The sequence below is a fragment of the Aquaspirillum sp. genome (assembly GCF_055136605.1).
The window spans coordinates 22,627-35,640 of record NZ_JBSQVP010000022.1 but is presented as its reverse complement, the minus strand read 5'-3'; the positions used below and the strand labels follow the sequence as shown (position 1 = coordinate 35,640).

Here is a 13,014-nt window from a genome sequence, read left to right as displayed (position 1 = left end):
ACCTTTTTTTCTTCTACCTTCTTCTCCGGTTCGGGTTTCTTTTCAGATTTCGGTTCAACTTTCTTTTCGACTTTTTTCTCAGGTTCTTTCTTCTCTTCTTTTGGTTTTGGTGGCTCGACCTTCTTCTCTTTCACTTCCGGCTCAACCTCTTTTTTCTTCAGCGCAATATCCGTCTTCACCGGTGGTGTGGGTAGCGGTGTGGGTGTTGGCGTGGGTGCTTCGATTTCAGGTGGCGGCGGCGGTGGTGGCGTAGGCTTGCTTTCGCTCACTGGGGCCGCGCTGGTCGTAGCGGTTTGGCTACCTAGCAATGGCGGCGGTGGTGGAGGCGGTGGTGCCGACCACAACTCCACACCAATCGCACTCGGTTGTGGTTTGGGTGGGGAAGTAAATTGCAACAAAAAAGCCCCTAACAGCAGCAGGTGCAGCAGAATAGAGATGGCTAACCCACGCCAATTATGTTGCTCGTTGTCGTGCTTCATCATTCGGTTTTAACCAGCAGGCCAACTCGGGAAATATTTGCTTTTTGTAACACAGACATCACATCCATTACCTTTTCATAGGCAACGGTTTTGTCAGCAGAAATCACCACGGGTCGTTGTCCTTGTGGGCCAAGGTGGGCTTGTACCAGTGGCAAGACTGCGTCTAAGGATGTTGCTGTTTCGGTTTTTCCCTTATCGCTGACAGCATAGTGACCCTCTTTGTCGACTGTGACTTGGATCGGTTCACTTTCCACTTGCGCGGCTTGCCCGACACTTGGCAAATTAACGATGCCAGGTGAAAACATCGGTGTTGTCACCATGAAAATCACCAGTAATACCAACATGACGTCGATATACGGCACCACATTCATTTGGCTCATAGAGCGACGGGCACGGCGGTTGAGCATAGTTGTGGATAAATTCAAAAAATTAAGAAAAAGTCATAAAACAAAAAACCCGGCGTTGACCGGGTTGTTGACGGTTCCCCACTTGTAAAGTGGGGATGTCGCACAGCGGGTCAAACACCGCACCAAGCTTACTCGGGTTGGTAAACATAGGGCTTTTGTTTCACTTTGGCTGCGTTAAAGCGTTTTTGCTCATCCAAATCCACTTTTTTATCCCACCAAGTCAAACGAAAGCGACGGCGTTCTTCGTCGATATGGGGGTTCTTTTCCAAAAATTCATTCATGAATCGGGTGAAATCGGATTCATACATTGCCATGACTGCTTACTCCAAAAAAAGATCCTGCAACATCATCAGAAAAAAATTTAGACCAACCACTCACGCTTATCGTGTTTTTGTACCAAAGTCCGATAGGCCTGTAGCAGTTTTTGATATTTCCCACTGGTTGGGTCTTGTTTACGCACTTTATCTAAATAGCCATGTGCTTTGGCGATGTAACTCTCATGCCAGCCTTTTTGATGGACAAAGCCTAAAATCGCATTGACCGCGTTCAACATAATTTGGCTATTCGATGGCAATTCCTCCACCGCTTTAATAAACATGCTGACCGCTTCTTCCAGTTTGCCGGATTGTGCCAAACGCACCGCATCGTTGTTAAGATCCACCACGCTTTGGACGTTTTCCGCAATCAAGGCCAGACCATCTGCCTCACGGCCTTCAACACGAAACACGGTGGCAATTTTATCCAACACTTCTTCATTATCGTGGTTATTTTTGACCAGTTTTTCTACCACTTGCTGGCCAATGTCATCACGACCTTGTTGATAGCTGGCGTGAACTAATTCTAACTGCGCATCTTGTGACAACAGTGGCGCAAGGTCTTGATACTGCATGACAGCTTGATCGAGTAGTTCGCGGGCGCGGTGTGGATTACCCATTTGTTTTTGAATTTGGCTTTCAACCAAATCGGCCATCCATTTCGCTACCGGATCGCCGCGAAATTCTCTGCGGACGACCGAAGCTGTTTGCAAAGCCTCTTCCATATCACCTTTTAACCGCTGTAAACGGGCAAGGTTGGCGTAATCTTCCGCACAGCGATAGGTTGAGTATTTTGCAATATCAATGGTTTTATTCATTGCTTTGGTGGCGGTTTCGTAATCTCCATTGAGCACGGCCGCCTCACTCAACGCTTTTTGCCGATGTAACACCACCGGTGACAATTCAACTGCCCGTTCTGTCACCTGTTGTGCTTCTTGAAACTCTTGTCGAGCATGGTGAATTCTTGCCAACCAATCATAAGCCTCCATGATTTGGTCGTTTTCTTTAATCACCTCATTAAATAAGACGGCAGCTTCATCATATTGTTTGGCGAGGGTGAGGCACTTCCCTAACCCCATTTGTGCCCACGCCAAGGGCTTGACCGCCAAAATTTGTTCATAGACTGATTTAGCGCCAAGGTGGTCACCGATTTTTAGACAAAGGCTGCCTTTTAACTTCATAAAATCAATGGTGTATTCATCTTTGGCGAGGATTTTTTTATCACATTCTGCAATCGCAGCGAGGTACTCATGCCGCAGCATAAAATCATCGACACATTTCATCGCTTCTTTGCGAATCATGGCCCGTTCTAACCGCACCCGCAGTTGTTCGCCGGTAAAGGGCTTTAAGACATAGCCATCGGGCGATAACTCAGCCGCACCAATTACCCGCTGTGCTCGGCGCTCACCAGTCACAATCATAAAGACGCAAGATTGTTTAATGAGGTTCTTTTCTTTAATTTCGGCTAGAAGATGTAAACCGTCATAGCCGTTACCTAAATCATAATCACATAAAATGATATCAACATCAAAGCGCCCCAACTTTGATAAAGCATCACCTGCGCGCATGGCGTATTCCACCTTATTGGCGCCGAAGCTGGCTAAGGTCATCGACAGTGCCCTTTGCATTTCCGGCACACTGTCAATGATCAATACCAGCTTAGAGGCATAGGGGTTTTTATCCTCAACACGCAGAGTCTGGATGCCAGAATGACCGCTTTTCAAAGTATTCATGATTTTTTCAAACTGCTTTCTATCATCTATTTATTTGTCTTGGGGTGATCGACGCAAACCGCAGGTCGAGCCATTTTAGCCCGTGTTGCACAAAATTGACGTGAATTCTTACACTTTGTCCACGTTCGATTTGTGCAATGCTGCCACAACCAAATACTGGATGTTCAACCGTTTGCCCAATAAACCAACCATCAACTGCGGTGTGTGGCATGTGTGGTGCAATCGGTGAACGTGCAACCCCAATGGTTTGTAAAATATTGGCAGGAATATCATCCACAAAACGCGAGCGCAGCGGATAACGCATTTGGCCATGTAAAAAGCGGGCTTGGGCATGGCTCAAAAATAATTGTTGTCTGGCACGGGTCAACGCAACATATAACAAGCGTCTTTCTTCTTCTAAACCGCTGTGTTCACTCAGCGCATTTTCATGGGGGAATAAACTTTCTTCGAGGCCCACTAAAAAAACGCTGTGAAACTCAAGCCCTTTCGCTGCGTGTACCGTCATCAGTTGTACCGCATCTTCCCCTGGTTTTGCGCCATGTTCCCCAGCTTCGAGTGCCGCATGTGCCAAGAAATCGGCCAATGGCCATTCTGGATTCGTTTGGCTAAATAGGGCCGCCGCATTCACCAACTCATCCAAATTGTCCAAGCGCTCGCGGCCTTCCTTTTCTTGGCCGTAAAACTCGCGTAAACCCGACCCTTTCACCACCGCTTCAACTTGACTGGCAAAATCCAACGATTGGCAGGCTTCTTGTAGCCGTTCGATCAGTAAGGTAAAGGTCAGGAATTTACTGGCCACACGACCAGTGAGTTGGCTACAACTTTGCCACAGCGATTGCTGTTGTTGGGCAAATTGTTGTAATTGTTCTACGCTGCGGCTGCCGATCCCTCGTGCCGGGACATTGACCACCCGTAAAAATGCTGCATCATCATCGGGGTCGAGAATTAAACGTAAATAAGCCAACGCATGTTTAATTTCTTGCCGTTCAAAGAAACGCAACCCACCATACACCCGATACGGGATACCCGCTTGAAATAAATGATGTTCCAACAAGCGTGATTGGGCGTTAGAGCGATATAACACTGCAATCTCGCTATACGGCAGGGCCTGTTGGCGTAAAGCACGCACTTGTTCAAGCACATGCTCGGCTTCGTTTTGTTCATTATTGGCTTGGAACAGTTTAAGCGGCGCACCCTCTGCCGCTTCTGTCCACAGCTGTTTTCCTAGGCGTTGCTGGTTACGGGCAATAACGGCATTGGCTGCTTGCAAAATAGCACCGGTGGAACGGTAGTTTTGTTCAAGTTTAATCGGTTGCTCGATGGCATAGTCCTGCATCAGACGTCGCATATTGCCAATTTCTGCCCCGCGAAACCCATAAATGGATTGGTCATCATCACCAACAGCAAAAATTTGATTATCACTTCCTGACAACAAAGTCAGCCAACGGTATTGCAATGCATTGGTGTCTTGAAATTCATCAATTAAAAGATGGGCAAATCGTTGTTGATAATGCTCGCGTAGTGCAGCGTGTGCCGCCAGCAATTCATAACTGCGTAGTAACAATTCGGCAAAATCGACCGTATGTTCCTGCTCGCATTGTGCTTGATAGGCAAGGTAGAGTTGTTGCAATTGTTTGCCATAGACATCATGCGCTGGTGGGAGTTGTTGGGGGCGCAGACCTTGTTCTTTATTTTGATTGATAAAAAACTGAATTTGTTTTAGTGGATAGCGTTCGCTATCGATATTGTGTTGCTTCAACAGTCGTTTGATGGCACTGAGCTGATCTTGCATATCGATGATGGCAAAATTTTGTGCTAAGCCAGCATCTCGCCAATGTTGGCGCAAAAAACGATGGCACAGGCCATGAAATGTGCCAATCCACATCCCTCGGCACGATTGCCCAATCAAGCCCTCAATCCGTGTTTGCATCTCGCGGGCCGCTTTGTTGGTAAAAGTGACCGCTAAGATGCGATAAGCTGGCACTTGTTTTACCTGTAACAACCAAGCAATGCGGGTGGTTAATACGCGGGTCTTGCCACTGCCTGCGCCAGCAAGAACCAGCGCAGAGCCTTGCTCAAGGGTGACGGCGTGACGCTGTGGTGGGTTGAGACCCGCTAATAAGGAATCAGACATAAAATAAACTCGGCATGAAATTTGCTGAAAATTGTACGATTTTTTTCACCCAACTCCGATTTTTGACTTGAATTCAAACAGTCGTTTAAGGCATGATGCACAGGATATAAAATATGACAAGGATGGAGTTCATGACCTACTTTACCTTAGAAAAACGTGACAGCGTTTATCTGTTGACCATGGTGAACAGTGGGGTGGCCAATGCACTTGACGACGATATGTTAGAAGAAATGCACCGCCATCTCGATACCATTGAATCCGACCCCGCACCACATTTGGCGTTGGTGATTACCAGCGCCGATCCAAAATTTTTCAGCAATGGCATCAATCTCGATTTTATCCGTAGCCGTGGTATGGATTATCTGTTTGCCAGCTTTGTCCCACGTTTAGATGCTTTGTTGGCTCGTTTGGCTTGGCTGAATGTACCAACACTTGCCGCGATCAATGGCCATGCTTATGGCGGTGGTGCGTTGATGGCGGCGGCCTGTGATTTCCGTTTTATGCGTGCCGACCGAGGCCGTATTTGTTTCCCTGAAGTCGATCTGAAGTTGAGTTTGTCTGATGTGATGGTCGAATGCTTAGGTAATTTACCCAATGAAAAAATCCGTTGGGAGATGGCGGTGACCGGTTTGGCTTTGGGGGGCGATGAAGCGGCGGCGGTTGGCGTGGTGGATAAAGCCCTGTCAGAAGAGAGCCTGCTAGAAGAAAGCTTGACCTATGCGGCCTACCTCGCCAGCAAAGACCGCCGTGCCTATACCCGTATCAAACGCGCTATGCGCGGTGCACGTTGGGCCCGTTTTATCCCAAAAAATGACAATTAACCTTAATGTCATGGTTTTATCGCGTTATTTTAATGAATGAGCATTAGGTTTTTGTGCAATAAGGGCTATAACTGAATTGCGAGTGATCGCGAATGATCCAGCAGGTAAAACAGCAATATGGCTTGAATGAAAAGTCTGCTGTTTGATACACGATATTGTGACGTGGCTGGAAAAAGCAGTAAGGCTGTTTGGTAGTAAGCTGTTAGGAAGTTGTCAGCGCGGTAGTTTGTTCTTTAGAAAGTAGTTTGTTGAAGAAGGGTTAGACCGAGCGTGTTGGGCTGTTGAAGTTGTTGTGTGAAGTTGAAGTGCGTATCAAAACTCGGTCTAGCAGTGATCAACTTTTGCGCATGAGTTGCGCGGACGATCTTTCAGAAGTGTAGTTTGCCGTATTGTTTCCGACTAACCTGTTGTTTTCTGTCTTTCTGCCAACCGAGGGCCGCGCAATGCGGCCCTCTGCACATCTGGCACTCAGTTAAACACCTTCTTCTGCCACGATCGGCGGTTCAACATCGCACAAACCAAGATAACGGCATTCCAACTGCTGTTCTAACTCGTCCATACTGATAATTTGCAAGCGCAACCGCGTGCCCGGTGTCAGTTCGCTAGGTAAACCGGCCAAACGGAAGGCAAACGGCAAATTCTCAAGGCGGACTAAATCTTCTTTCAGCCAAGTTGCCGTGGTGTCGGTGATATTTTCCTGTTGCAACCAACGTAAACACCAATAGCGTTCCATTTTTGATTGGAATTGGCCATAGGCGGTATAGGCGGCATCAAAATCACGCAGCACTGCAAACAAGCTTGCATCATTCCGTGCAAAGCGCGGTGGTGTGTCTGTCACCATGGCAATCAATTGTTGTTGATTGACAAAATCGACTGCTCGCCGCAACGGGGAGCTGGACCAAGCGTATTGTTCAACGCCTAAGCCGACATGCGGCAGTGGGCTGGTGGTCATTTTGACCTTACCGTTGGTTTGTGCACGATAGAGCCCACCAATCCCTGCCTGTGCTAAATCCCCGCCCCAAGTGCTGTTGACCAAAATCATCAATTCAGACACCAATTTATCCATTGGCGCACCGCGTTTGCGGCGGGTGATAATCACTCGTTCACCCTCAAGGGCAAAGTTGTAATCTACCTGCGGTGGGCGATTCGGATCTGCTTTGCCACGTTTTTGCTCCAGCACATTGGCAAATTGCCATAGCCAGTTTAATTCTTCTTTGTAGGGATAGGCTTCTCCCTGTTGTTGTCCCACCGTTTCTTCGTTGAAAAACACTTCTAAACGGTCATGGCGTAGGTTATCTGTGATAAAAACCTGTTCTAGCACACTGTGATGGCCAAGAATCTCCCACTCTGGGCTGACATCGATATACATGCTCAAAGCAGGGACGTAATGTCCTTCTTTGAGTGTGAAGTGTGTGACCACCTCTTCCGGTAACATGGTGATCTTGTCGCCGGGGAAATACACGGTGGACAACCGTTGTTGAATGATTTTTTCTAAATCACTTTGGGCTGAAATACCGAGCGCAGGTGCAGCGATGTGAATCCCAACCTGATAGTGCCCATTATCTTGTTTGACCAGTGAGAAAGCGTCGTCAATTTCTGTGGTGGCAGCATCATCAATCGAGAATGCGCGGACATTCGCCTGTGGTAGTTCATGTTGCAGTGTCGGGGCTTGATAGGATGGAAAACCACGACCTTTGGGAAAGTGCTCTAACAAGAAACAAGACAGCAAAAACTGTGGGACGGAAGGAATCCCGCCGCGTTTGGCTAATAGGCGCAGGGGTGACTCGGCTAAATGTTGGCTGGCCTGATCGAGTGCTTTATATTCCAAGGTGTTTTTGTCTGGTTTAGTCAGCAAAGCAGGAATATGTGGCAACCAGTTCGGTGGAACTTGACCTTGGGTTAAATCAGCTAACCATTGGTCGATTTGTTGTTGTTCGCGCTTTTTGCGTTCAATACCGGCCAAAGCCGCTTGCAGAGATTCTTCAGGCGCAGCCTTATAACGGCCACGACCTTTGCGATAGAAATACATCGGTGCGCCATGCAAGCGAATAGCAACCGCTGCCTGTTGCACTGCACTGGCCTGTGTCCCGTAATACTCTTGTGCCAAGCTATCGAAAGAAAACTCGTCACTGCCACAACATGACCAGAGAAAATCGATATCGAGCTCGGCAGCGAGCGCTTCCGCCTGTGGTAAAAAGTCGGCTGCGGTACCTTCAAAACGTAATAGAACCTGTGCTGTTTTGATTTTACTGCGCTTTCCATGTGGCGCTTCGACTTGTAGGCTGGCATCGGTTGCCGTCATGATACTGCCTACCTTAAAGTTGCCATCTTCTTCATAAAATACGTTTTTCATCGCCGCCTTCGCTTCGCTATCAGGTTGCCGATTATAGCAGTACAGTGATTTTCGTAAGGCCAGACCACACTATGACACTCTTAATTTCCCCTCCCTTTGTGCCTGTTTTATCCGAGTTAGAGGCGGTTTGCTCAAAATTGGTAAAACAGATCAGTTTGGCTGAATTGGCCCATGCGGAATATTTGGCACTCAATTTGAAGTGTCTGGCTGAACATGAAAATAACGACGGGCTGGCCAACGAAGCCAAGCGTTTGGCGCATTTCTTACATGGTTGTGTTGCCGATTTGCCGCAAGATAAGAATGATTTTGTCGTGACACTTGCTGCTCATCGCAATTTATTGCGGCAACGTGCCAGCCAAGCCACAACGCCCGTTGCTCCGACTGAACCAAGCCAGCCACGCTTACGCCAAGGCTTGGTGTTATTGGCGCCCGAGTCTTTCCAAGTGGGGCCGCTGCCCAGTCAATTACAGTGGTTTGGCTATGAAGTCCATCAGGTCAATGATGTCAACGCGCTATTTGCCTTGCCACGTCCCGAAGCCTTATTGGTGTTCAATCGCTTTGATGGGGCAGATTTGCCGCTGTTGAGCCGTTTGAAAGTGTTATGCGCGGGGCCTTTAGCAGGTGTGCCGCTGATTTTTCTATGTCCACAACCCAATTTTGAAATTCAACTGGCCGCCTTGCGGGTGGGGGCGGCGGCAGTATTGACGTGGCCAGTCGGACGGGAAGAAATCGTTGAGGTATTGGAACATGCCCGTCGTGAACAAGACGCGGCGCCTTGGCGGATGATGCTGTTATGTGACAGTCAAACGACACAACACCCATTTCAAGAATCACTCAAAAAACACGGGGCAGAGCTATTGGTTTTGCACGACCCCGCTTTACTGATGAACCGGATGATTTCTTTCAAACCAGAAATGGTATTGATTGAAGAGCAATTAGCCGAGTGCACAGGGCTCGAGGTGGTGAAACTGATTCGACAACAGGCCAGTTTAGCGCCGGTACCGGTTTTATTGTTATGCCATGATCGACAACAAGCCGCATGGTTAGCCGAAACCGCCCCAGCGGCGATTGATGGCACCTTATGTAAGCCGGTGGCGATTGAAACCTTGCTGCAGGCGCTAGACAGTCGTATTCAACGCTACCGTAACAGTCAGTTGCGTTGGATGACTGATTTGTTGACTGGCCTACCGACTCGCGCTGCTTTGGCATCAGTCTTCCAAGTTGAACGTGAGCGTGCTCATGAGCATGGCGAGAGCCTGAGTGTGGCCTTGATTGAGTTAGACAAAATGAAACAGCTTAACGAGCTGTATGGCCACGGCACAGGTGATCGTATTTTGCGTGCTGCTGCCCGTTTCTTGAAAGCCAGTTTGCCCCGTGGACGCTGGGTGGGTCGGTATAGTGGAGGGCGTTTTGTGGCCTTGCTACCGAATGCGTCCCCTGCTATCTCTGGTCGTCGTTTGGATGATGTCCGCGATGCCTACAGCCGTGTAATCCATCCCCATGCCAGTCAACCGATTTATCAAACCTGCACTATCGCTGTGGTTGAAGCCAGTTCGATTGAACCATTAGAAGGATTATTGGTGCGGCTAGAAGCGGCGCTACATCGGGCACGACAAGCGGGGGGAAATTGTGTTGAGGTTGATATTCTCTCCACCCCACGTTAAACATGAGGCCATGGGTTGTTGATAAGGTTTTTTTCTTTCCCGAATTAGGGTGAATGATGAAGCGATTTTTAAAAGGGTGTCGTTGGCTCTGTCTGGCCGGCGTGGTATTGGGGTTAAGCGCGTGTGTCACGCCAACTGGGGTTAAGTCTGATGGGAAGACCGCAGCGGTAAAAACAGTTAAACCTTTGGCAAATAAAAAACCGCGTCCGGTGATACAAGTTCCAGTGTTGCAAACTGAAGAGGATTTTTTGCAGCAACTGTCGCAATCACATCGTGAAGCCTTGAACTTAGCCCTCGGTGCAACAGGGAAAATTGGCCATCCGGCGTTAAATGCTATGTTGACCGACACTCTGAAAGGGGGGGCTGCTGAATTGGCGCAGCTGCGTAGTTGGCGGCAACGTTGGTATCCTGAACAGACCATTGCCGACTTTTTACCTGCACCTGTGGAATTCCAAGGCGCACGAGCACAAGTGGAACAAGACTTGATCGAGCGTCTATTAGCACAACATGAACGATCTCTGGCCTTTTTAGAACAAGCTCAAGACGTCAAATTACGGCCAGAACTACAACAGTTGGTGGAAACCATTCGCCAACGGCAACAACAAGAAAGTGAGCGTTTATTAGTGTGGTCAGAAGATGGGCTACCTGCTTATACCCCTTCAACCCGCCGTATCTCACGGCCTGCAACCACACCACGCAATCAAACCAAGGCCACACAACAGAAAGCGAAAAAAACAACTGCCAAGTCCAATCAAAAAAGACGGCGTTAAGTTTTTGAGTCGATGATGCGTGGTTTAGGTGGGTCGTCAGACTTAGCAAAAGGAAAATCGATCATGGATTTCAAACGAATTGCCCTTTTTTTAGTGACCAACCTTGCCGTTGTCCTCGTGTTATCGATTACGGCCAGTGTGTTGGGGGTGAATCGATTTTTGACCTCAAACGGTCTTAATCTGGGTATGTTGTTGATATTTGCTGCCCTAATGGGTTTCGGTGGTAGTTTTATCTCGTTGTTGATGTCCAAGCCGATGGCTAAGTGGTCAACGGGTGCCCAAGTGATTCAACAACCGAGTAATGAACTGGAGCATTGGTTAGTCTCTACCGTGGCACGACAAGCCCAAATTGCTGAGATTGGTATGCCAGAGGTGGCGATTTATGAAGGTGAGCCAAACGCTTTTGCCACAGGGGCCAGCCGTGACAATGCACTGGTAGCCGTCTCAACGGGACTGTTATACAACATGAGCCGTGATGAAGTAGAAGCCGTGTTAGCACATGAAGTCGCACATGTGGCCAATGGTGATATGGTGACGCTGACCTTGATTCAAGGCGTGGTGAATACCTTTGTGATCTTTTTTGCGCGGATTGTGGGCTATTTTGTCGATCAAATGCTGCGTAAAGATGATGAAGAGAACACGGGGCCGGGGTTGGGTTATATGGTGACAGTAATTGTCTGTGAGATTGTGTTTGGAATTTTGGCTTCGGTCATTGTTATGTATTTCTCGCGTCAACGTGAATTTCGCGCAGATGAAGGCGCCGCTCGTATTATGGGTACCACACAGCCGATGATTCGTGCACTACAGCGTTTGGGCGGTGTAGAGGTCTCATCTTTACCAAAAGAAATGGCTGCATCGGGGATTGCCGGTGGGCGTGGCTGGAGTGAATGGTTCGCCAGTCACCCCAGTATTGAAGACCGAATCCACGCTTTGGCACAATTGCGTTAAAGCGACTGGCTCAGTGAAAAGTTGCTTTGTTGTCGTACTATGATGCTGAAAAATAGCGAATTTTAAGGAAAATTAGCGTTTTCTTTGGGTACGCTTTGTTGCATTGCACTATCGGAAACAGTTGGCAAACCCCGCCAACTGTTCTAAAACAGGGACTCCCGTGATTAAAACGACTCATCATCAGATGATGGGTACCGCAAAAAACCGCTCGTGAAGGGCGGTAAGGACGTTAAGAGGAGATTCATCAGTGGAACGTCGTGCCTTTTTAAAACAAGCCGCTGGCGCTGGCTTAGTGGCCGGTACTATTGCCGCCCCTGCCATTGCTTCAGAACCACAAGTCCGTTGGCGTTTAACTTCCAGCTTCCCGAAAGGACTGGACACCATTTACGGTGGTGCTGACGTATTGGCAAAACGGGTAGCTGAACTGACCGACGGTAAATTTCAAATCCGTGTCTTTGCCGCTGGTGAGATTGTGCCGGGGTTACAAGCCCTCGATGCAGTACAAAATGGCACGGTTGAAATGTGCCACACCTGCGGTTACTACTACGTTGGCAAAAACAAAGCCTTTGGTTTTGATACCTCGATGCCTTTCGGTTTAACCGCACGGCAACAGAATGCGTGGATGTACTTTGGCAACGGTCGTAAATTGATGGCCGAATTGTTTGACCAATACAAAGTTCATGCGCTGCCGGGGGGGAACACGGGCGCGCAAATGGGGGGGTGGTTCCGTAATCCGCTAAAAGGGCTGGCCGATCTCAAAGGCCTGAAAATGCGTATCCCTGGCCTCGGTGGCGAGGTGATGGCTAAGTTGGGTGCGGTGCCACAAAGTATTCCGGGTGGCGATATTTATCCTGCACTGGAAAAAGGTTCGATTGACGCGACTGAATGGGTGGGGCCTTACGATGATGAAAAACTGGGCTTTTTCAAAATCGTGAAAAACTACTACTACCCTGGTTTCTGGGAACCCGGTCCACAAATCAGCTTCTACATCAATAAAGATCAATGGGCAAAACTGCCGAAGGCCTATCAGGCTGCACTAGAAGCCGCCGCCGCAGAAGCCAACGTTAATATGTTGGCAGAGTACGATCACAAAAACCCACAAGCCTTGGCCCGCTTGGTGGGTAATGGTGTGAAATTACACCGTTATCCAAAAGATATTTTGGTGGCAGCTCAAAAAGCCGCTATCGAGATTTACGAAGAAGAATCGGCAAAAAATCCGCTGTTTAAGAAGATCTACACCGATTGGGTTTCTTATCGTAATGTGCAACACCGTTGGTTTAGCCTGACGGATGCCTCTTTGGAACAATTTATGTATTCCACGCCATTCCGTAAATAAGCCATAAAAAACTCTTTGTTAGTGCACGTTAAAAAGCCCAGTCTGATGTTGACTG

General features: G+C 48.3%; 10 protein-coding genes and 1 pseudogene. 5 read left to right on the top strand and 6 right to left on the bottom strand.

What is annotated here, in order from left to right:
- From ACTBZS_RS05475 to ACTBZS_RS05455, 5 genes and pseudogenes are all read right to left on the bottom strand, one after another.
- Positions 1-482 (bottom strand): annotated as a pseudogene (locus ACTBZS_RS05475) (hypothetical protein); the annotation flags it as partial.
- Positions 479-859 (bottom strand): protein TolR, encoded by a 381-nt coding sequence (tolR, locus tag ACTBZS_RS05470; protein ID WP_463043512.1) that lies wholly within the window; start codon positions 857-859, stop codon positions 479-481. The gene tolR and the pseudogene ACTBZS_RS05475, both read right to left, overlap by 4 nt.
- A 155-nt stretch (positions 860-1,014) precedes the next feature.
- On the bottom strand, positions 1,015-1,200 hold the full coding sequence (locus ACTBZS_RS05465) for a DUF3460 family protein (protein WP_022653782.1): 186 nt from the start codon (positions 1,198-1,200) through the stop codon (positions 1,015-1,017).
- A gap of 47 nt (positions 1,201-1,247) precedes the next feature.
- On the bottom strand, positions 1,248-2,933 hold the full coding sequence (locus tag ACTBZS_RS05460; protein ID WP_463043511.1) for a response regulator: 1,686 nt from the start codon (positions 2,931-2,933) through the stop codon (positions 1,248-1,250).
- A gap of 22 nt (positions 2,934-2,955) precedes the next feature.
- Positions 2,956-5,067 (bottom strand): UvrD-helicase domain-containing protein, encoded by a 2,112-nt coding sequence (locus tag ACTBZS_RS05455; RefSeq protein WP_463043510.1) that lies wholly within the window; start codon positions 5,065-5,067, stop codon positions 2,956-2,958.
- A gap of 131 nt (positions 5,068-5,198) precedes the next feature.
- On the opposite strand from ACTBZS_RS05455, the gene ACTBZS_RS05450 reads away from it, so the two are divergent.
- Positions 5,199-5,888, top strand: a complete 690-nt coding sequence (locus ACTBZS_RS05450) for an enoyl-CoA hydratase/isomerase family protein (protein ID WP_463043509.1) — start codon at positions 5,199-5,201, stop codon at positions 5,886-5,888.
- 472 nt (positions 5,889-6,360) lie between these two features.
- Here ACTBZS_RS05450 and ACTBZS_RS05445 read toward each other — a convergent pair whose 3' ends face one another.
- The gene (locus ACTBZS_RS05445) at positions 6,361-8,241 is read right to left on the bottom strand and encodes a ribonuclease catalytic domain-containing protein (RefSeq protein ID WP_463043508.1); all 1,881 of its coding nucleotides are present in this window, start codon (positions 8,239-8,241) and stop codon (positions 6,361-6,363) included.
- A 71-nt stretch (positions 8,242-8,312) separates the two neighbouring features.
- Between ACTBZS_RS05445 and ACTBZS_RS05440 the strand changes: the two genes are divergently transcribed.
- The 4 genes from ACTBZS_RS05440 (at position 8,313) to ACTBZS_RS05425 (ending at position 12,959) form a co-directional block, all read left to right on the top strand.
- The gene (locus ACTBZS_RS05440; protein WP_460430390.1) at positions 8,313-9,905 is read left to right on the top strand and encodes a GGDEF domain-containing response regulator; all 1,593 of its coding nucleotides are present in this window, start codon (positions 8,313-8,315) and stop codon (positions 9,903-9,905) included.
- Between the two features lie 53 nt (positions 9,906-9,958).
- Positions 9,959-10,675, top strand: a complete 717-nt coding sequence (locus tag ACTBZS_RS05435; protein ID WP_460430389.1) for a DUF305 domain-containing protein — start codon at positions 9,959-9,961, stop codon at positions 10,673-10,675.
- 63 nt (positions 10,676-10,738) lie between these two features.
- Positions 10,739-11,623 (top strand): protease HtpX, encoded by an 885-nt coding sequence (gene htpX / locus ACTBZS_RS05430; RefSeq protein WP_463043507.1) that lies wholly within the window; start codon positions 10,739-10,741, stop codon positions 11,621-11,623.
- A gap of 247 nt (positions 11,624-11,870) precedes the next feature.
- Positions 11,871-12,959, top strand: a complete 1,089-nt coding sequence (locus tag ACTBZS_RS05425) for a TRAP transporter substrate-binding protein (RefSeq protein WP_463043506.1) — start codon at positions 11,871-11,873, stop codon at positions 12,957-12,959.
- Positions 12,960-13,014 lie beyond the last annotated feature (55 nt).